This is a genomic window from Vibrio owensii CAIM 1854 = LMG 25443, from assembly GCF_000817815.1.
GTDB lineage: Bacteria > Pseudomonadota > Gammaproteobacteria > Enterobacterales > Vibrionaceae > Vibrio > Vibrio owensii.
This window is the reverse complement of the sequence record NZ_JPRD01000049.1, coordinates 165,251-185,816: the sequence shown is the minus strand read 5'-3', so window position 1 is coordinate 185,816 and position 20,566 is coordinate 165,251. Positions and strand designations below refer to the sequence as shown.

General features: G+C 47.5%; 17 protein-coding genes. 11 read left to right on the top strand and 6 right to left on the bottom strand.

What is annotated here, in order from left to right; translation table 11 throughout:
- Both mmsA and H735_RS23695 read right to left on the bottom strand, forming a co-directional pair.
- The coding region (mmsA, locus tag H735_RS23700) for a CoA-acylating methylmalonate-semialdehyde dehydrogenase (RefSeq protein WP_042980479.1) at nucleotides 1-1,016 on the bottom strand (1,016 nt) is incomplete at its 3' end.
- A 36-nt stretch (nucleotides 1,017-1,052) separates the two neighbouring features.
- Nucleotides 1,053-2,264 (bottom strand): thiolase family protein, encoded by a 1,212-nt coding sequence (locus tag H735_RS23695; protein ID WP_020197243.1) that lies wholly within the window; start codon nucleotides 2,262-2,264, stop codon nucleotides 1,053-1,055.
- A 290-nt stretch (nucleotides 2,265-2,554) separates the two neighbouring features.
- On the opposite strand from H735_RS23695, the gene H735_RS23690 reads away from it, so the two are divergent.
- From H735_RS23690 to H735_RS23670, 5 genes are all read left to right on the top strand, one after another.
- Nucleotides 2,555-2,938 carry a MerR family transcriptional regulator gene (locus H735_RS23690; protein ID WP_009704658.1) on the top strand — a complete coding sequence of 128 codons (384 nt, stop codon included), beginning with the start codon at nucleotides 2,555-2,557 and terminating at the stop codon, nucleotides 2,936-2,938.
- Nucleotides 2,939-3,053: 115 nt separating this feature from the next.
- A complete protein-coding gene (locus tag H735_RS23685) occupies nucleotides 3,054-4,223 on the top strand; it encodes an isovaleryl-CoA dehydrogenase (RefSeq protein ID WP_020197242.1) in 1,170 nt (389 codons plus the stop codon).
- 21 nt (nucleotides 4,224-4,244) lie between these two features.
- Nucleotides 4,245-5,849: a carboxyl transferase domain-containing protein gene (locus tag H735_RS23680; protein ID WP_020197241.1), complete on the top strand. Its 1,605-nt coding sequence runs from the start codon at nucleotides 4,245-4,247 to the stop codon at nucleotides 5,847-5,849.
- A gap of 25 nt (nucleotides 5,850-5,874) precedes the next feature.
- Nucleotides 5,875-6,720 (top strand): enoyl-CoA hydratase-related protein, encoded by an 846-nt coding sequence (locus H735_RS23675; RefSeq protein WP_017188970.1) that lies wholly within the window; start codon nucleotides 5,875-5,877, stop codon nucleotides 6,718-6,720.
- Nucleotides 6,717-7,613 (top strand): hydroxymethylglutaryl-CoA lyase, encoded by an 897-nt coding sequence (locus H735_RS23670; RefSeq protein WP_020197238.1) that lies wholly within the window; start codon nucleotides 6,717-6,719, stop codon nucleotides 7,611-7,613. Before H735_RS23675 ends, H735_RS23670 begins: the two co-directional genes overlap by 4 nt.
- Here the strand turns inward: H735_RS23670 and H735_RS23665 are convergent.
- Together H735_RS23665 and H735_RS23660 are read right to left on the bottom strand one after the other, a co-directional pair.
- The gene (locus H735_RS23665; RefSeq protein ID WP_020197237.1) at nucleotides 7,610-8,161 is read right to left on the bottom strand and encodes a DUF2301 domain-containing membrane protein; all 552 of its coding nucleotides are present in this window, start codon (nucleotides 8,159-8,161) and stop codon (nucleotides 7,610-7,612) included. The two genes, H735_RS23670 and H735_RS23665, sit on opposite strands and share 4 nt — an antisense overlap.
- A 74-nt stretch (nucleotides 8,162-8,235) precedes the next feature.
- Complete coding sequence (locus H735_RS23660; RefSeq protein WP_020197236.1) at nucleotides 8,236-9,114, bottom strand: DMT family transporter; 879 nt, start codon at nucleotides 9,112-9,114, stop codon at nucleotides 8,236-8,238.
- A gap of 344 nt (nucleotides 9,115-9,458) precedes the next feature.
- Between H735_RS23660 and H735_RS31475 the strand changes: the two genes are divergently transcribed.
- The 5 genes from H735_RS31475 to H735_RS23640 all read left to right on the top strand — a co-directional run bounded on the left by H735_RS31475 (nucleotide 9,459) and on the right by H735_RS23640 (nucleotide 14,569).
- A complete protein-coding gene (locus H735_RS31475) occupies nucleotides 9,459-9,629 on the top strand; it encodes a hypothetical protein (protein ID WP_009704664.1) in 171 nt (56 codons plus the stop codon).
- Between the two features lie 386 nt (nucleotides 9,630-10,015).
- Complete coding sequence (locus tag H735_RS23655; RefSeq protein WP_020197235.1) at nucleotides 10,016-10,378, top strand: c-type cytochrome; 363 nt, start codon at nucleotides 10,016-10,018, stop codon at nucleotides 10,376-10,378.
- A gap of 15 nt (nucleotides 10,379-10,393) precedes the next feature.
- Nucleotides 10,394-11,803, top strand: coding sequence for a cytochrome-c oxidase, cbb3-type subunit I (gene ccoN, locus H735_RS23650; RefSeq protein ID WP_020197234.1), 1,410 nt, complete (start codon nucleotides 10,394-10,396; stop codon nucleotides 11,801-11,803).
- Between the two features lies 1 nt (nucleotide 11,804).
- The gene (locus tag H735_RS23645) at nucleotides 11,805-12,416 is read left to right on the top strand and encodes a cbb3-type cytochrome c oxidase subunit II (RefSeq protein WP_009704666.1); all 612 of its coding nucleotides are present in this window, start codon (nucleotides 11,805-11,807) and stop codon (nucleotides 12,414-12,416) included.
- Nucleotides 12,413-14,569 carry a c-type cytochrome gene (locus H735_RS23640; protein WP_020197233.1) on the top strand — a complete coding sequence of 719 codons (2,157 nt, stop codon included), beginning with the start codon at nucleotides 12,413-12,415 and terminating at the stop codon, nucleotides 14,567-14,569. The genes H735_RS23645 and H735_RS23640 overlap by 4 nt, the downstream gene beginning before the upstream one ends.
- A gap of 95 nt (nucleotides 14,570-14,664) precedes the next feature.
- On the opposite strand, the gene H735_RS23635 is transcribed toward H735_RS23640, so the two are convergent.
- Complete coding sequence (locus tag H735_RS23635; RefSeq protein WP_020197232.1) at nucleotides 14,665-15,858, bottom strand: acetate/propionate family kinase; 1,194 nt, start codon at nucleotides 15,856-15,858, stop codon at nucleotides 14,665-14,667.
- A 362-nt stretch (nucleotides 15,859-16,220) separates the two neighbouring features.
- On the bottom strand, nucleotides 16,221-18,161 hold the full coding sequence (locus H735_RS23630; RefSeq protein WP_020197231.1) for a DEAD/DEAH box helicase: 1,941 nt from the start codon (nucleotides 18,159-18,161) through the stop codon (nucleotides 16,221-16,223).
- 379 nt (nucleotides 18,162-18,540) lie between these two features.
- Between H735_RS23630 and rnb the strand changes: the two genes are divergently transcribed.
- A complete protein-coding gene (gene rnb / locus H735_RS23625; RefSeq protein WP_020197230.1) occupies nucleotides 18,541-20,544 on the top strand; it encodes an exoribonuclease II in 2,004 nt (667 codons plus the stop codon).
- The last annotated feature ends 22 nt before the right edge of the window (nucleotides 20,545-20,566 follow it).

Sequence of the window (20,566 nt, the reverse complement as noted above, 5' to 3'; positions counted from 1 at the left end):
CCTTCTTCAATCAAACCAAGCACACGCTGTTTTGCTTGTGCGCTAATCAAAGGACCGTAAGCGGCATTTTCGTCATCCCAAGCGCCGGGATGCACTTTCGCCATTTCTTGCTTTAGGTCGGCAATCCACTCTTTCGAACTGCCTACAAACACCGCGACGGATATCGCCATACAACGTTGCCCTGCCGCACCAACCGAAGAGCCAACTAAGTTGTTCACCACTTGGTTTTTGTTCGCATCTGGCATTACTACCATGTGGTTTTTCGCACCAGCAAAGGCTTGAACACGTTTGAAGTTCTGTGTGCCTGTGGTGTAAATGTATTGCGCTACAGGAACAGAACCAACGAAAGAAACCGCTTGGATATCGGGATGCTTTAGCAGCAAGTCGACCTGCTCCTTACGACCGTGCACGATTTGCAGCACACCTTTTGGTGCACCCGCTTCTTCGAACAGCTCAGCCAAGCGAATTGACGTTAGAGGCACTTGTTCAGAAGGTTTTAGGACAAAGGTATTTCCGCTCGCAATCGCGATTGGGAACATCCACAAAGGGATCATGGCAGGGAAGTTAAACGGCGTAATACCGCAGCACACCCCAAGCGGTTGAATCAGCGAATAGCTGTCGATATCGGTCGCAACATTCTCGACGGTTTCTCCCATCATGTTGCTGGCAATATTGGCAGCTTGCTCGACCACTTCGATACCACGCCACACATCTCCTTTTGCATCCGCAAAGATCTTGCCTGTTTCGTGAGAAAGTAACGTCGCCAGTTCATCGTGATGTTCTTTAAGTAAATGTTGGTAGCGCAGCATTAAACGCGCACGCTCCGAAACAGCGACATCTTTCCAACAGGTAAAGGTGGCTTTTGCACTCTCAATTGCCGCGTGCATCTCTTCATCCGTTGCGCATGGCAAGCGCGCAATCACGTCATTGGTGGCAGGGTTTGTCACGTCTACCCAATCCGTAGCTTGAGATTCACGAAACTCACCATCGATGAATAAGGGAACCGTGCGAGTCATAATCTAGTCCTTTGTTAACGTTTGTCGTAATTGGAATTAAAGCGGTATCTCGATACCAATAGCAGTGGCTTCACCACCACCGATACAAAGTGATGCAACGCCTCGCATCACTTTTTTATTGTTGTTGTCACCATCTATACCAAGCGATTGCAGTTGGCGCAGGCTATGAATGAGAGTCACTATAATACGAGCTCCACTTGCGCCAATTGGATGCCCAAGCGCACACGCACCGCCTTTGATGTTTACTTTGTCTTTATCGATGCCTAATTGGCGTACCGCGATTTGCGTGACAACAGCAAAGGCTTCATTGATCTCCCAAAGATCGACCTCGTCTACTGACCAATCGAGTTGAGATAACAACTGCTCTATTGCAAAGACGGGCGCGAGGGTAAATTCGGCGGGCTTTCTGGCGTGGGTCGAGTGCCCTTTGATGATTGCTAATGGCGTTAAACCTTGATGCTGTGCCACCTGCGAGTCCATTAACACCAAGGCTGCAGCACCATCGGATATCGCACTTGAGTTTGCAGCCGTCACCGAGCCGTTCTTATCGAACGCGGGTTTGAGCTGGGGGATCTTGTCGAGCTTGATGGAGCGTGGATGCTCGTCATAATCCAATGTTGAAGTGCTATGACGAGTCGTGATTTCTATCGGCGAGATCTCGCCATCAAACAGATGCTGCTCTTGCGCTTCCAATGCTCTTGTCGCAGATAGGATCGCCCATTCATCCATTTGTTCACGGGTAAATTCAGAACGCTCAGCCGTTTGCTGCGCATAGACTCCCATCAAGTGCCCTTCATACGCATCTTGAAGACCGTCGAGAAACATGTGGTCATAGGTAGATTGGTGACCCATTCGCATGCCGTTACGTGCTTCTTTAAGCAGGTACGGCGCATTAGTCATGCTTTCCATACCACCAGCAATGGCACTGCGAATGCTGCCCGCTTTGATAAGATCGTGAGCTAACATGACGCTTTTCATGCCAGAGCCACACACTTTGTTGATGGTGGTACAGCCTGTAGTAAGCGGAAGATCTGCACCTAGTGCTGCTTGTCTGGCTGGTGCTTGTCCGCACCCCGCAGGTAATACGCAGCCCATGTAGACTTCGTCGACTTCGCTAACACCACTCGCATCCATTGCCGCTTTGATAGCAAATGCCCCTAATTGAGGCGCTGAATACCCTTGTAACTGACCTTGAAAGCGCCCGATTGGCGTTCGCTTTGCACTGACAATCCAGATGTCGTTTCCCATGTTCTCGTCCCTTCTGACGATAATTCACAGTTCACGAATTCATCCCTCACACCTGCTACCACGGAGCTTTCACACAGAATGTGGTGTCACTCCAGCCTCTCATAAAACGATGAATTTTCGCACTGTGATTTCTTGACGTTTACGTAAGCATAGCACTAACATTTACGTTAACGTAAAGAAACACATTAATAACAACACAAATTTACTCTCATGCTTTTAGCTAGCCCGTTTAGCTCAAGGCTTGAAGGGATTTTAAGAAGCCAAAACTATTCATTAGAGGGAAAAACCGAGTGGATAAATTCAAGATAAGTGACCTCGCCAAAGAGTTCGACATCACGACCCGAAGCATCCGTTTTTATGAGGATGTCGGGCTGATAGAGCCGGAACGAAAAGGAAATATTCGCGTATATCAACGCAGGGATAAGATCCGTCTCAAGCTGATTTTACGTGGAAAGCGATTGGGTTTTTCGCTTGCGGAAATTCGAGAGTTGTTCGAGCTTTACGATACCCAACAAAGCGATGGTCAGCTGCTTAAAATGCTAACCATCATTGATGAAAAACAAGCGCACTTACAGCAGCAACTGGATGATATTAGCGTTGTAATGAACGAGCTAGAAACCGCCAAAGAGCGATGCAAACAAGCGCTAAGCGACAATAAAACTAATAGCCAATAACTAAAAACTTGTAACGACCAAAACAAACAAGAATAACCATAATTTCCAAGCCCAAGCAGTGTAACTCGAACCTTATCCGTACTAAAAACCGCAGTACTTTCAACAGGGAAATGTTATGAAAAGCAGCTACACCCCACTCAACTTTGGGCTTGGTGAAACCATCGATATGCTCCGAGACCACGTCAACGCGTTTGCCACCGAGCATATCGCCCCCATCGCCGCAGACATCGACCGCGACAACCAATTCCCCAATCATTTGTGGTCCAAGCTTGGTGACATGGGTTTGCTCGGCGTAACCATCGACGAAGAGTTTGGCGGTGCAGGCATGGGCTATCTTGCTCATGTTGTTGCGATGGAAGAGATCAGCCGAGCTTCGGCGTCTGTCGCGCTCAGTTACGGCGCGCATTCCAACCTTTGTGTTAACCAAATCTTTCGCAATGGCTCTCCTGCTCAACGAGAAAAGTACCTACCTAAGCTCATTGATGGTTCTCACGTCGGTGCATTAGCCATGAGTGAGCCGAACTCAGGTTCTGATGTGGTTAGTATGCAGCTACGAGCTGAAGACAAAGGTGACCACTTTCTGATGAACGGCAATAAAATGTGGATTACCAATGGTCCTGATGCCGATACCTTAGTGGTTTACGCGAAAACCGATCCCAATAGTGGATCTCGCGGCATCACCGCTTTCATTATTGAGCGGGAGTTTGAAGGCTTTAGCCATGCGCAGAAGCTCGACAAACTTGGTATGCGCGGCTCCAATACCTGTGAATTGGTGTTCCAAGATTGTGTCGTTCCAAAAGAGAATGTTTTGGGAGAACTAAACCGTGGTGTCGAAGTGTTGATGAGTGGCTTGGATTACGAACGCGTGGTATTAGCAGCCGGTCCACTTGGCATCATGCAAGCCTGTATGGACGAAGTGGTTCCGTATGTTCACGACCGCAAACAGTTCGGCAAATCCATCGGTGAATTCCAACTCGTACAAGGAAAGCTTGCTGACATGTATTCACGCATGAACGCCGCCAAAGCTTATGTTTATGCTGTCGCAGCCGCCTGTGACCGAGGAGAATGTACACGTAAAGATGCCGCTGGCGTGATCCTTTACAGCGCTGAGCTTGCCACACAAATGTCGCTCGATGCTATTCAGCTGTTAGGCGGCAATGGCTACATCAACGAATACGCGACTGGGCGATTACTCCGTGACGCCAAACTGTATGAGATTGGTGCTGGCACTTCTGAAATTCGCCGCATGCTGATTGGACGAGAGTTGTTCGAAGAATCTCGATAACCCACCGACAAGGAAGTCACTATGGCAATCATTGAAAGTAAAACCAAGCCAACCGACGAGCTATTTTTGTCGAATAAAGCGGTCATGACCGAGTTGGTAAACAACCTCAATGCCAATATCAAAGCTATCAAGCAAGGTGGCGGACAAAAAGCCATTGACCGCCAGCGCCTTAAAGGGAAACTGCCCGTTCGTGAGCGTGTTATGCACCTTTTGGATGAAGGCAGCGAGTTTCTTGAAGTCGGACAATTCGCAGCGTGGAACGTCTATGAAGAGTCAATTCCATGCGCAGGTGTCGTCGCAGGCATCGGCACCATTGAAGGCATTCAATGCATGGTGATCGCCAACGATCCTTCCGTCAAAGGCGGCACCTACTACCCACTCACAGTGAAAAAACATCTACGCGCGCAAGAGATCGCCCAACGTTGCCAATTACCCTGCGTCTATTTGGTGGACTCTGGTGGCGCGAACCTTCCTCATCAAGCGGAAGTCTTTCCTGATAAAGAGCACTTTGGGCGGATCTTCTTCAACCAAGCCAGAATGTCGGCGCAAGGCATTCCTCAAGTCGCGGTTGTGATGGGGCTTTGTACCGCAGGCGGCGCTTATGTACCTGCGATGGCAGACGTTTCCATCATGGTCAAAGAACAAGGCACCATCTTCTTGGCAGGTCCACCGTTAGTGAAAGCCGCTACGGGAGAAATCGTCACCGATGAAGAGTTAGGCGGTGCCGACGTGCATTGTCGCAAGTCTGGCGTTGCCGATTATTACGCAGAAAACGACCAACATGCATTACAGCTTGCTCGCGAAGCTGTCTCCAATACCAATCAATCACTCCCCATTCAAAGCGACAAACCGGTTTTACCACCACGTTACGACGCTGAAGAGATGTACGGCATCGTCAATGCGAATCTGCGCTTGTCTTTTGATGTTCGAGAGATCATCGCTCGCGTGGTCGACGACTCGGACTTTGACGAGTTCAAAGCGCTTTATGGCAAGACTTTAGTGTGCGGTTTCGCACGAATCCACGGCAATCTGATTGGCATTGTGGCGAACAACGGCATCTTGTTTTCTGAGTCCTCACAGAAAGGCGCGCACTTTATTGAGCTGTGTGCCAAACGCAAAATTCCCCTACTGTTTTTGCAAAACATCACTGGGTTTATGGTGGGCAAAAAGCTTGAGGCGGAAGGCATTGCCAAACACGGCGCGAAACTAGTGATGGCTGTTGCATGCGCGGATGTGCCTAAGTTCACCGTGATTATTGGCGGCTCTTACGGTGCGGGCAACTACGGCATGTGCGGTCGTGCATATGACCCAACCATGATGTGGATGTGGCCAAACGCACGAATCTCAGTAATGGGCGGAGAACAAGCCGCTGGCGTGCTCACTCAAGTTCGTCGAGAAGTGAAAAAACGCCAAGGTGAAGAATGGCCAGAGCCCGAAGAAAGTGCATTCCGAGAATCTATCGTAGACTTGTATGAGTCTCAGGGTCATCCCTACTACGCCAGCGCACGTTTATGGGATGACGGCATCATCGACCCGAAAGAAACGCGTCAAGTATTGGCTCAAGCCTTAAAAGCCGCGCTCAATGCGCCAATTCCTGACAGCAACTTTGGCATATTCAGAATGTAGAAATGAAGAAAAGAAAGGACGTCACATGCAGGATCATCAACCGAGTATCATCCCCAATACCCAACGACAAGATGAAGTACTTTGGAACGTCGATGAATTCGGCGTCGCAACGCTTACGCTCAATCGCACAGAGAAGCACAATGCGTTTGATGCCTGCATGATTGACTTGCTGATCCACAGGCTGGACTACCTCGCTCTGCGCACCGATGTTAGATGCTTGGTGCTTCGAGGAAACGGCAAACATTTCTCCTCTGGGGCTGATTTGAATTGGATGAAATCCATGGCAAGTAGCACCAGAAAACAAAACCTAGAAGACGCACAAAACCTTGCACGCCTGATGCATACACTGGACGCTTTCCCTCAGCCTACTATTGCGGTTGTGCAAGGTTCCGCTTTTGGTGGTGCATTGGGCTTGATCTGTTGCTGTGATATCGCCATCGCAGCGGAGAATGCGAACTTCTGCTTGAGTGAAGTCAAACTGGGACTGGTTCCCGCAACGATCTCTCCTTATGTCATGCGAGCAATGGGCAACCGTCAAGCTCGTCGTTACATACTCAGCGCCGAAGTGATTAACGCCGCCAAAGCAGAAAAGTTTGGCATTGTGCATGAGGTTCATAAGCTGGATAAAATCGAAGCCGTAGTAGAAAGCTTGATTGATTCTTTGCTGCTCAATAGCCCAGATGCGATGCGAAAAGCCAAAGCGTTATGCCATCAATGCCACCAAAATCCGATTGATGGTCAGCTTATCCAATACACAAGCCAGCTCATCGCCGATATTCGCGTATCGCCGCAAGGACAAGATGGCTTGCAAGCCTTTCTAGAGAAACGAGAACCGGGTTGGATAAACAAACCAGCTAAGGGCAAGAAATGAATTTGCCAAACAAGGTAAATATTGTCGAAGTGGGTGCGAGAGACGGTCTGCAGAACGAATCACCGGTGTCCACGCTAGCCAAGATCCGCTTAATCAACCTGCTCTCGGATACAGGACTCACCCATATTGAGGCAGGATCTTTTGTGTCGCCTAAATGGGTACCTCAAATGGCGGATTCGCTCGATGTTATGAAGAAAATCACCCGCCGCGACAACGTCATCTATTCAGCACTAACGCCTAATGTGCAAGGTTTTGAAAAAGCGCTTGAAGCCGGCGCTACCCAAGTCGCCATCTTCACCTCCTCATCGGAGGGCTTTTGCCAACACAACATCAATTGCTCGATTGCGGATAGTCTTACCCGCTTTGAACCAGTAATGGAATTGGCAGCAAAGCATAACATTCCCGTTCGGGGTTACTTATCTTGCGTGGCAGATTGCCCGTACGATGGACCAACCAAGCCCGAGCAAGTCGCAAGAGTCGCCAACCTGCTGATGGAATTAGGCTGCTATGAGGTTTCACTTGGAGACACCATTGGTACAGGCACGCCGATACGCATCGCTAAAATGTTAGAAGCCGTACAAGTGAAAGTCCCAACCGACAAGCTCGCGGTGCATTTTCACGACACATGGGGACAAGCGTTGGCGAATATCTACCAAGCCTTAACGATGGGTATCAATACCGTCGATAGCAGTGTGGCAGGGCTTGGGGGCTGCCCTTACGCTCATGGCGCTTCAGGTAATGTTGCTACCGAAGATGTGCTCTACCTTTGCCAAGGCTTAGGAATCGAGACCGGAGTAGATTTGGAGTTGCTGGCAAAAGCCGGATGGATGATCAGCGAAGAGTTAAACCGCCAGCCTACCTCAAAAGTCTCGCTGGCGTTAAAGCAGCGTTAGATCTCGTAATTCGCTTTGATACCGATATCGAAATGCAGCGGCATACGCCACTTAGCAAAAGACAGGAAACCCATTACCAAACCAGCCAACAACATAGTAATGGCAGCAAGGATTGGAAGGTTAAACCATAATGCAAACGTTGCGACAGCGAGAAAAGCAGGCACCATCTTCAAGCCTAGCACTTTAAAGCAAAAAGACTCTTTGAGCGCAATGCCCGAAAAGGTCACAAAGATAAAGCCAAGCCCTAACCAAGTACGCTGAAACTCCAAGTCACTCACCATCAATACCAAACCAATCCAAGAGGCCCAACTGATCACGGCACGTATGTGTTTGCTGTAAACGTGAACGTTCGCGGCAGACAACGCACCAGCCACACAAAGCGCAATGACTGAGGTTTGGTAAACCAATGGTGAACTAGAAATTGCACCAGAGATAAGAACCGAAAAAACAAGCAGCGCCATTGCAAACAAAGTAATACCAAAGCGATACAAGCACACGCTGATTTTATCGAGCGAATCCAGCGTCTCTTGATGTTCTGTGTTTGCCATGGAAAGCATCCTGCCTAAAAATGAAAAGGAGTGAAAAGCCAACGAGGGTAGAATCGTTGGCTCTATAAACTGAATTACACCCGTTTGGGAAAGCGAAGTTTACCGCCAGTTCGGTAGATCACCAAAGAGAATAAGATAAGTGCGCAGCCGACAAGTTTATTAGAGGTCAGCACTTCGCCATACCAAATCACACTCAGAATTACAGTCCAGACAGGTTCAAGGATCATAATCAGTGCAGCGTTACCCGCTTGGACAAACTTTTGCCCCATGGTTTGCATCACGTAACGTAGACTGGTTGCCAAAAGCGTGCTCAACGCAAACCAAATCCAGATAGATGTGCTTACCTCTGTTGGCACCGTTTCCACCAACGATGAAATCAGCAAACCAATCAAACCCGTGACGAACAGCTGAATACACGTTAGCAACAACACAGGCAATTTTTGCGAATACTTGCTGTTTACGTTGAAGTGCAAAGCGAGCATCAAAGCCGCGCCCAAGAACCAAAGCTGACTGCTAGATTGTTGCCAACCACCAGCCAAAGACAAACATCCTAGGCCAAGAATCGCGATCGGCAGTGAAACCCAAAAAATTCGTTGAGGTCTTTGGCGAAACATAATCCAAGCGACAATGGGTACGAACAGCATTGACAGGCTCATGATGAATGCGCCCTCACCTAACGTGTCACTGATTGAAATCGCGTAGATCCAACACATCAGTGCGCCACCTAAAAGCACACCTACGCCTGCCGCGGCAAAAATATCTTTCTTATTGGCAGCACGAAGTGGTTTGATACACAGAGGCAACAAACACAGTGACGCGATGGTGAATCGCAGACCGATAAATCCGAATGGTGGGAGACCTTGAATGGTTTCTTTGGAGAAGATCCACCCTAATGCCGCGATCATCGTAGTAGCGACGAGCACGAATGCAGCTTTGCGTTCTGAGTTAAGCATAATTACTCACAAAAAAAGACCCTGCGAGGGATTCGTCAGGGGGTTATTTATCATTGATTTTAATGCGTGATAGCTAGTTATATTTGCATCGCAAATGCTGACAGGATGTGTAATTAGATTGGAGGAAGTTAACGTTTGCGAAACGCTCACAGTATACATTGTGACATGCTTCTCATCGAGTAAATTGCTGTGAAATCCCTTCATTATTTTTGTGGTTTATGTGGTTAACGACAACACTCACAATCAGGTTTTAGCTCAAATAATATACGGAATAATCTCATCATCTGATGGTGTTCAAAATGCTAAAATCGAAACACAGTAGAACAGACGACAGGAGGTGCTTTATGAGACACTCAACCGTACTCTTTTTCATTCTGATCGCCCTACTTATTCTCGCGCCAATGGTGCTTGGTTCGTTGTTTAATCTTGTCTCTTCATTACGCATTGGAAGCATCGAGGCGGACCCAATTTCCATCACTCATATCTACGACATGATGATGTACCGTGGACGTTAGTTTGTTTTTATAACTCTCTCTTTCACAACCGCTCTTGCCTCAAATCATGAGCGGTTTTCAATTTCACGCCTTCTTTCCAAAACCGCCGCTTAACGCTTCTAATTCAATAAAACTCACCACTTTTCACATGTGTATCGCTAAGCGATTCTTTTCACTTTAGTTTTATTGAGATTGATTTTGTCCAATCCACAAGCCTCACACGTATTAGTAATTAAATTCACAACTAAATCGGCTCGTACGTAGCGATATCGTCAGTACCTGCTTACTCTTTAACCTACAGCTATAAAAAATACGCCAGTGCATTCACGCCACCAATAACAGTGAAAAACTGGAATATCAGCGCCCAAGTTAGTGAAACACGCATTCAAATTACTAGGGAATCAGTGATGAGATTAAAGAACACCCAAAACATGAGCGCAGCTTTGAGGACGGCTCTCGTCGCCGCTGTGTGCTTCTCTCCCCTCACCTTTGCTGCAGAAGGTGATGAGCAATTCGAAGTCGGCAAAGAAAAAGCAAAAGTTTGTATGACTTGTCATGGTGTCGATGGCATATCGACCATTGATGCGTACCCAAACTTACGCGGCCAGAACAAAACCTATCTGATTTCTTCCCTCAAGGATTACAAAGCAAGGGAGAGAACCAGTGGTCTCGCGGTGCTAATGCAACAACAAGCCGACGCCCTTTCTGATCAAGACATTGAAGACATTGCCCACTATTACTCTCAGCTAGGCAAAGAAGCTCAACCTTAAACGAGGAGCGTTCTTATGGAACAAGCAGCAACTCAATACAACACCAAAGTTGTGAAGTGTTTTGTGTTGGCATCGTTAGTTTGGGCTATCCTCGGGATGTTCATTGGTGTGATCCTCGCGGCACAGTTGTATTGGCCAGTACTTAACTTCGATTCTCAATACTTCCAATTCGGTCGACTCAGACCACTACACACTTCCGGCGTGATATACGGCTTTGTAGTCAACATTTTGATGGGTACCTCTCTCTACATCGCTCAACGCACCGGACGCTGTAATCTCTTTAACCAAAGCTTATCTTGGATGGTTTTCTGGGGTTGGCAACTGGTACTCTTTTTGGCGTTAATCAGTTTGCCCGCAGGCTACACAACATCAAAAGAGTACGCTGAGTTAGAGTGGCCGATCGACCTTCTGATCGTCTTAGTCTGGGTGCTCTACGCCGTGTTGTTTTTTGGCACGATTGCAAAGCGGAAAGTTGACCATATCTTCGTTGCCAACTGGTTCTTCGCTGCCTTTATCATTGTGATAGCGATGATCTTCATCGTGAACAATCTCGCCATGCCCGTCTCTTTGATGAAGTCCTATTCCGTCTTCGCCGGAGCGCAAGACGCCATTGTGCAATGGTGGTGGGGTCACAATGCGGTGGGCTTTTTACTGACTGCAGGTGTGATTGGTATGAACTATTACTTCATACCAAAAGCCGCTGACCGTCCTATTTACTCTTACCGTTTGTCTGTCATCCACTTTTGGGGCTTGGTTGGTTTTTACACTTGGGCAGGTACCCACCATTTGGTTTATTCATCGGTACCTATTTGGGTGCAAAACATCGGCATCATCATGTCACTCATTCTTTGGCTTCCATCTTGGGCTGGCGCTTTCAACAGTGCGATGACGCTGCTTCAAAACAAAGAGAAGCTCAAGTCTGATTACATTTGCTTGTTCTTCTTCTCTGCCATTCTTTACTACTGCTTGGCTACATTTGAAGGGCCTCTACTGGCAATTCGCTGGTTCAATATGCTCGCGCACAACACTGAGTGGGTAATCGGCCACGTTCACTCCGGCGCATTAGGTTGGGTAGGCATGTCTGGCATTGCGGTGTTCTACTACTTCATCCCTCGTTTATGGAACAAAACCGAGTTGTGGTCGAAGCGTTTGATCAAGTGGCACTTCTGGCTCGCGCATGCTGGTGTTGCGATTTACGCCATCGCTCTTTGGGTTGCTGGCATTGGCGAAGGCTACATGTGGCTAACCCAGAACGAGAATGGCGAATTGGTTTACAGCTTTATTGAAGTCATGAATTTTAAAGCGCCATGGTTGTTCCTACGGTTCTTTGGGGGCGCACTCTTTGTACTTGGCTTATTCCTGATGGCATTCAACTTGTACAAAACCGTGCGTTCTCCATCGGTGTTAGTGGCAAAGGAGGCATAAGATGAGCAAAGACTTTACTCATTCAGTGGTCATCTTGATCATCACTACGGTGGTTGTAGCCTCCTTCTCACTCGCAGTTTGGGTTGTACCGAATATTCTTCGCACCGACGATATCGCCAAAGGCAGCTTGGCCAAGCCTTTAACCGCCATTGAGCTTGCGGGTCGCGATATCTACATCAGTGAAGGGTGTCATGTCTGTCACACGCAGATGGTTCGTCCTCTAGAGCCTGAAACCAAACGCAACGGTCGTGCAAACAAAGAGTCAGATGACATTTATGAATTCCCTAACTTATGGGGTTCAAAACGCACAGGTCCGGACTTAACTAACCTTGGCCGTAAATACTCTGACCAATGGCATGTATTGCATCTCATCGATCCCCGTCAGGTCATTCCAACGTCCATAATGCCGGCCTACCCTTGGCTGTTCGAACAAACACTCTCGGGCGATGCAATTGGCGACAAGATGGAGACACTACGCATATTAGGGGTTCCATACACAGACCAAGAAATTTCCGACGCGCGCTTACAAGTTCGCGGTAAAACCAAAGGCGAAGCGCTGATCCGCTATCTTCAAAGCCTTGGTCAAGATACAGCACAGGAGGTGGCACCATGAGCACATTCTGGAACTGGTGGGCCGTTGCCTGCACCATAATCTTCTTTGTCCTAATGGTGGGCGTTATCGTCAAGTATTGGCGTAGCAACCACAAAGCAGACCAAGACCACACCATCGCCTCTTTTGATGGGATCGATGAAAAGGACGCGCCACCACCTAAGCTCCTCTTTATTAGTTACGCTGTCGCGTTTTTACTCTCAGCGGGATATTTGGTTCTGTATCCAGGACTTGGTGAATGGAAAGGCTTGGCAAATTATGACCAAGCGGACGACAAACTTAGCTCGCCATCAACCACACTCGATCAGCAATTCAGCCAAGTAACCGACACCTCTTTGGCTGCACTTGCACAAAATGCCGATATTGTCCGTAGCGGTCGTATGTTGTTTCAAACCCATTGCGCAGCCTGCCATAGAGATAACGCACAAGGGCAAAAACACTTCCCTAACCTTATCGACAAAGAATGGATGTACGGCGGAGATGATGAGGCCATCATTCATTCCATAGCGAAAGGCCGTAACGGTGCGATGCCCGGCTGGGTTGAGGTGATGAGAAAAGACGAAGTGGACAAGATTTCTTACTATCTTGCGTCGCTCAATCAACGCCACAGCAACGTACCTGAAGTGAAGATCGAATTGGGTAAAAACCTATTCGCTCAATACTGTTCTTCTTGTCACGGCGATGGCTCACTTGCCAATCAACAAACTGGTGTTCCAGATTTGTCAGACAGCGTATGGCTTCATGGTGGCAGTATTGAAGAAATTCAACACACCATCAATTACGGTTTAAATAACTTGATGCCAGCGTTTGAAAACCAACTCTCAGAACACGAAATCATGGCGATTGGTGCCTACATCCGCAAAGCCAGCGAAGAGGAAGAGCAGAAACTTGCAGCACTTAACGCTCAATCTGTCGAGCGTGGTGAATATCTGGCACACGCGGGGGACTGCGTGGCTTGTCACAGTGCAGAAGGTGGTGAACCCTTTGCCGGCGGTCTACCGTTTGTTACACCATTTGGCACCATCTATTCGACCAATATTACTCCTCACGCCAGTGAAGGGATTGGTGAATACGACTACGACAACTTCCGTGATGCTTTGGTACACGGTAAAGGCAAGCATGGTTACTTGTACCCGGCGATGCCCTACACCTCTTATCAATACCTCACGGAACAAGATATGACGGATTTGTGGGAGTACATGCAATCTATTCCTGCCGTGGCGCGTCGTAACGATGAAAACCACATGATGTTCCCATCGAACATTCGTCTTGGTCTCCTTGGCTGGAACATTGTCTTTATGGACACCGACCCTATCGACTACAGCCTACCTTCAGAGCTTGAGGGTACGGTGGATGACGTAGAGAAGTGGCAGAAAGGCAAATACTGGGTTGCAGGCTTAGGACACTGCTCTGAGTGCCATACGCCGCGTAATATTGCGCAAGCATTGATTCCTGAGCGCATCTTCCAAGGTAACTTGATAGACGGCTGGAACGCACCTGACATTACCTCTACGGAGCTGTACGTGGGTGGTTGGGATGAAAAGACACTGACCGACTTCTTGCACACAGGTCATTCAGACAAAGGCACTGCTTTTGCCGGGATGGCTGACGTGGTCAAAAACAGTTTGAGTTTAATGACTCGTGAAGACGTTGAGTCCATGTCCTACTATCTGCTCAATGGGGACGTAAACAACTTCATTGCCACAGATGCTGTTCCTTTGGAGCCTAGAGGGTTTGATGAAGCGGCTTACCAAGAGCCAATCTATGCCACCTACAAGCAAACATGTGGAGCATGCCATGGTAACGATGGTAAAGGGCGAGATCCAATAGCACCAACGCTCCTGAACAACGGCATCATCATGCACAGTGACCCGTTCAACACTATTGCGGTAACTGTACGTGGCCTACAACCAACTTACATCGACCCAGAGCGCAACTTCATGCCAATGGCAAGTTTTGAGGACATCCTCTCTGACGCTCGACTGGCAGAGTTGATTACCTTTGTGCGTAAACACCTTGGTGACCAGCAAACGCCAGTCACAGCTGCTGACGTTCGTGATGTGAGGGAAACCTTGGAGGAAGCGGGTTACGCAGGCGGTCTACACACCACACCGGAAATGTACGACAGACGCGACAACAACATACATATCAAGTAACACACCACCGAAAGAACGTGTTGTTTCGCTTAACATAAAAAAAGCCCTTTCCAACCGGAAAGGGCTTTGACTTAGTTCCCAAAATTTTTGCCGTTTTACAGCAGTTCCACCGACTGTTGAGCGATAACCCACTCTTCATTGGTAGGAATAACTAGCGCTTTCGCACCAAGCAACTCAGATGTAGCAACAACACCTGCGTTACCAAATCGAGCGTCTTCGTTACCTTTTACATCTTCAACGAAACCTAGAAGGTTAAGGTTCTTCAGGATTTCACTACGGATTGGCATTGAGTTTTCGCCGATGCCGCCTGTGAAGATGATGCCGTCGAATGAATCAAGAGCAGCAAGGTAAGACGCAATGTATTTAGACACACGGTATGTAAATACTTGGAATGCTAGAGTTGCACCTTCGTGACCCTCTTCCATCGCTTCCAAAATACCGCGTGCATCGCTTGTTAGGCCAGAAACACCTAAGAAGCCAGAAGCTTTGTTCAGAGAGTTGAACACTTTCTCTTGAGACCAACCTTTCTTAAGAAGGTACTCAATGATGCCTGGGTCAAGGTCACCACAACGTGTGCCCATCATTAGGCCAGACAGAGGCGTGAAGCCCATTGACGTATCAACAGACTCACCGTTGTTAATTGCACAAACAGAAGCACCATTACCTAAGTGAACAGAAATGAAGCTAGATTCTTCCACTGGCTTGTTAATCATCTTCGCAGCTTCACGGCTTACGAAGTAGTGGCTAGTGCCGTGGAAACCGTAACGACGTACGCCGAAATCAGTGTAAAGTTCTTTCGCGATTGCACCAGTAAATGCGCGTTGAGGCATTGTTTGATGGAATGCAGTGTCAAATACAGCAAACTGAGGAAGGCTTGGAAACGCTTCGATAGCAGCACGAATACCGATAGCACCTGCAGGGTTATGTAGTGGAGCAAGGTCTGCAAGTTTTTCGATTTCAGCCGTTACTTCTTCAGTAATGCGAACAGTTTGTGTGAACTTCTCACCACCGTGAACGATACGGTGACCTACAGCCACGATGTCTTGAGCCAGACCTAACTCTTCGGTTAAACCTACCAGCTTACCAATAGCGATCTTGTGATGGCTATCGTCGCCTTCGATTGCGACTTCCTTTTTCTCACCGTTGAATTTCCAGCTCATACGAGCGTCTGATAGACCAAAGCATTCGCCCAGACCACTTAGCACAGCATCGCCAGATTGAGAGTCGATTACTGCAAATTTTAGTGATGAGCTACCAGAGTTGATCACCAGTACAAACGAATTAGACATGAAATAGTTTCCTGTTGTGGAGCAGAGGTTGTAATTGCGCTTCCGCGCTGCGTACTTCTTGTTTGTGCCTTCTATTATTCAATAATTTTTTAATCTTTCAACTATCTTTTAGTGTTAGTTGTTCGTTTGCGTAATTTTTGTTGATCTATCGCAAGTTTAAAATTTATTTTAACCGTGAAATATATCGCCTCACTCAACTAAAGTGGAATCAGACACTTAAAAACATCAATAAATGAAGAATAAAGCAAAAATATTACGAATTTTTTTGAATGAGTAGAGTATAGAAGAGCGGAGACAAAAAAGCCGAGCTAAATGCTCGGCTTTCAAATTCAACTATTTTTTAATGCAATAGAGTGCGGATATTATGCGTCTTGCGTGCGACGACCACGGCCGTGACCACGTTCACCACGGTGCGCACCACGGTGATCACCACCACGGTTGCGATCGAAACGACGTTCGCCACCTTCACGGTTACCGTTACCATCACGGTTGCCATCGCGGTTACCACGGAAGCCACCTTCGCGACGACCGCCTTCACGACGTTCACCACCACGGTTGCCGCCTTCGCGGTTGCCACGGTAACCACCGCCATCACGACGACCACCATCGCGACGACCACCGTCACGGCGACCACCACGAGACTCGCGGAAGTCATCGAAGTCACATACTACAGCACCAACATCTTGTTGACGGATACGTAGCTTGCTTAGCTTGTTCGCAGCATCTGAAGTCATTGCTTTAGGTAGCTGAACGAATGTGTGACCTTGCGCTAGCTTGATCGCACCGATAGAACCTTTACCAAGACCTAGTTCATTTGCTAGAGCGCCAACGATGTCTTTAACTTGAACACCTTGCTCACGACCAACTTGAAGCTGGTAAGTATCCCAATCTTGAGTGTTGAAGCTACGGCCGCCTTCACGACCACCTTCACGGCGCTCTTTACGACGTTGCTTGTCACGCTCAATCGCTTCAACCATTGGGTCTTCGCCAATGTAGAATAGAGGACGTTTACCTTGCTGACGCTTAAGAAGCATTGCAGCAAGCATCGCTGGGTCGATCTCTAGAGAAGTTTGTAGTTTCTCTACTAGCTCAGCGAACTTGTCTAGTGACTTGTGCTCTTTCTCAGCTTCCAGCTCAGCTGCTAGCTTACTTAGACGAGCTTCAGCAACTTGGTCACGTAGAGGAAGTTGGATTTCTTCCATAGATGACTTAGTTACGCGCTCGATAGTGCGAAGCATGCGGATTTGGTTAGTGCGAACTAGAAGGATCGCTTTACCTTTACGTCCAGCACGGCCAGTACGACCGATACGGTGGATGTAAGACTCAACATCGAATGGGATGTCGTAGTTAAATACGTGAGTAATACGTGGAACGTCTAGACCACGTGCAACAACGTCAGTTGCAACTAGGATGTCGATAACACCTTGTTTGATGTGATCAACAGTACGCTCACGTAGAGACTGAGGAATATCACCGTGCAGTGCAGCAGCTTTAAAGCCACGTGCAGATAGCCAATCAGCTAGACGCTCAGTGTCTTGACGAGTACGTACGAATACGATTGACGCGTCAGTTTCTTCAGTTTCAAGAAGACGAGACATAGCTTCATCTTTCTCTACGCCCTTCACTACCCAGAACTGCTGTTGAACTTTGTCTACAGTGTGGTTCTTACCAGCAACGTCAACTGTTACAGGTTCACGTAGGAAGCGCTCAACAATGTTTTTCAGCATTGGAGGCATAGTTGCAGAGAATAGAACGCGTTGAGCTGATTCAGGAGCGTGCTCCATGATCGCAGTTACGTCGTCTACGAAACCCATGTTTAGCATTTCGTCCGCTTCATCAAGTACGAAAGTATTTACTTCGTCAAGATGTAGACGTTCACGGTTGATAAGGTCTTGAACACGGCCAGGAGTACCAACAACAACGTGTGCACCGTTTTTAAGAGCACGCATTTGATCGACGATAGATGCACCACCGTAGATTTCTAGAACTTTAAGACCCTTGATGTTTTTACCAAGGTTTTTCATTTCAGCCGCAACCTGGATCGCTAGCTCACGAGTTGGAGCAAGAACGATTGCTTGTGGTTTACGTTGATCAAGATCTAGCTTGTTTAGAAGAGGCAGAGAGAATGCTGCCGTTTTACCTGTACCCGTTTGTGCCTTGCCCAGCGCGTCAGCACCTTCCAATAGGTGTGGGATTGCCGCAGCCTGAATTGGAGTTGGTGACACGAAACCCATTCCGTCTAGAGCAGAAAGGATAGAATCATTCAGAGATAAATCGCTGAATTGAATAACAGAATCTTGCATTGGGATCCTACTTAATTAAACAAAAAAACAGTCCCATATGCTCTTCCAATTCGATACTGATCCATCCAGTTACTAAATCCATTCAGACAGGAATTAGCACAGTACACAACCGCGATAAGCCATTAGGGACGACTAAGGGAGGCGGATTATTCCTTAAATGCATAAAAAAAGCTAGAAAAAATTGAATTACATCACAATTTATTCTCACTAATGGTATTATTCGCATAAATTTCCACCTCTCCCCCGATTCTCCGGAGAGAAAAGCACCAACAAGCTGTTCAATTCATCAATAATTCACAGCGAATTTGTGTGCTTTAGGTAGTAATAATAGTGCGCAATGATTATAGTGTGCCCAATTCCATTGGTAAGTTAAAAAAAGATGTTTCAAGATAATCCGCTATTAGCTCAGCTTAAGCAGCAAATCCAAGAAAACCTGCCTAAAAAAGAAGGCTCAATCAAAGCAACTGATAAAGGCTTTGGCTTCCTGGAAGTGGACAGTAAAACCAGCTTCTTCATCCCACCAGCGTACATGAAAAAGTGCATGCACGGCGACAAAGTAGTTGCCATCATCCGCACAGAAAACGAACGCGAAGTCGCAGAACCACAAGAGCTGCTAGAACAAGCCGTAACTCGCTTTATTGGCCGAGTAAAAATGTTCAAAGGCAAGCTAAACGTAGCGCCAGATCACCCACAGCTGAAAAAGCTTTCTCTTAAAGCGAAATTAAAGAAAGGTCTAAAACCTGATGAATTTGCTGAAGGTGACTGGGTTGTCGCGCATCTTATTCGCCACCCGCTTAAAGGCGATAACTCTTTCTTTGTAGAAATTTCAGAGAAGATTACCGATTCAAACGACAAGATTGCACCTTGGTGGGTAACGCTTGCTCAAAACGATCTACCTAACTCTGAGCCGGCAGGCATTGAGAACTGGGAACTGAAAGACGACGCGGATCTAGAACGCGTAGACATGACTCACGTTCCTTTCGTGACTATCGATGGTGAATCAACCAAAGATATGGACGATGCACTGTACGCGAAGAAAACAGAATCCGGCGATTTCGAGCTGACTATCGCAATCGCAGACCCAACAGCGTACATCACACCTGAAGACGATATGGATAAAGTGGCTCGCGAACGTGGCTACACTATCTACCTACCAGGTCGTAACATCCCAATGCTGCCTCGCGATCTAGCAGATAACCTATGTTCTCTGATTGAAGGCGAAGTCCGCCCTGCTATTTGCTGTACAGTAACTGTAAGTAAAGATGGCGTGATTGGTGATGACATTAACTTCTTTGCAGCAAACATCAAATCACACGCTCGTCTAGCATACGACAACGTATCTGACTGGCTAGAAAATGGCAGCTCAGAGAAATGGCAGCCATCAGAAGAGATTGCGACGATTGTACACGACCTATTCGACTTCTCTCGCGCTCGTGCTGAATGGCGTGAGAAAAACGCAGTTGTGTTCCCAGATCGTCCTGACTACCGTTTCGAACTAAGCGAAGACAACGATGTGGTAGCAATCCACGCTGACATGCGTCGTAGCGCAAACCGCCTTGTTGAAGAGTCGATGATCACGGCGAACATCTGTGCAGGTCGTACTCTGCGTGAAAAGTTCGACACTGGTGTATTTAACACACATGCAGGCCTAAAAGCAGAGAAGATTGAAGAAGTGGTTGAACTGGTTAACCCAGAAGGCACACTAGAATTCACTGCAGAATCTATCGCAACACTAGAAGGCTTTGCAGCACTTCGCCGCTGGTTAGGTGAGCAAGAGACCTCATACTTAGATAACCGCATTCGCAAGTTCCAAACGTACAGTGAAGTAGGTAATCAACCTCTTCCTCATTACGCTATGGGTCTTGATATCTACGCGACTTGGACTTCACCAATTCGTAAATACGGCGACATGATCAACCATCGCATGCTGAAAGCTGTAATTTTGAACAAAGAACCTGTTCAAAAACCAGATGATGAAGTGGGCGAAGAGCTGGCTCTGCACCGCAAACATCACAAAATTGCCGAGCGAAACGTGTCTGATTGGCTATACGCACGCACTCTAGCGGACGAGCCAAACAAGAAAACGTGTTTCACAGGTGAGATTTTCGATATTAATCGTGCTGGTGCACGTGTCCGACTTCTCGAAAATGGCGCAGCAGCCTTTATTCCTGGTAGCTTGATTCTTGATAATAAAGAAAGAATTGAGTGTAACGGCGACAACGGTACCATTTCTATCGACAAAGAAGTGGTATACAAGTTAGGTGACACATTGGAAATCGTTCTAACAGACGTAAACCAAGAGAACCGCAGCATCGTTGCAAAGCCGACCCAGGTATTCGCTGATAAACCAGCACCACAAACAGAAGAAACTGTGAGTGAGTAATACCGATTGAAGTTTAAAGGTG